We start from the raw sequence: 567 nt of genomic DNA on the forward strand, positions 1-567 counted from the left end.
TGCGTGCGTTTACTAATCCCCGTCTTTCGTTCAATCATCTTATAAGTCATGCCTTGTTTTCGCAACTCATAAGCAAATCTGATCTGTTCATCAGAATACGTTTTCGGTCGCCCTTCCCGAAACAACGGATCATGTTGCTTGGCATACAATTTACCTTCTTGCGTGCGCGTGACAATCATATCGCGTTCAAACTGCGCAAAAGCACTAAATATTGTAAAGACTAATTGGCCAGTCGGCGTATTATCAATTAAGCCCATATTCAAAATGTTGACTTTGACATTTTCTTTAAACAACTCTTGGATAATGGCTAACGCCTCGCGCGTGTTCCGCGCAAACCGATCCAACTTAGTGACAATCAAAGTATCGCCTGTTTTTAGAACGCGCAACAGTTTTTGAAACTCCGGTCGTTCAGTAGTTGTGCCAGTAAACTTTTCCTGAAAGATTTTTTCTGCTCCTGCCAATTTTAGTAACTCAATTTGATTTGCTAATTTTTGATCAGTGGTACTGACCCGCGCATAGCCATATTTCATCTTTTTATCTCCTTACTTATGTCATTAAGTAATGACA

General features: G+C 40.2%; 1 protein-coding gene. It reads right to left on the reverse strand.

The window, feature by feature from the left end:
• On the reverse strand, window positions 1-530 hold a 530-nt coding region (locus MMY95_RS15665), incomplete at its 3' end, for a recombinase family protein (protein ID WP_056986639.1).
• Between the last annotated feature and the right edge of the window lie 37 nt (window positions 531-567).

The organism is Lactiplantibacillus sp. ME-2 (assembly GCF_022549155.1).
GTDB lineage: Bacteria > Bacillota > Bacilli > Lactobacillales > Lactobacillaceae > Lactiplantibacillus > Lactiplantibacillus plantarum.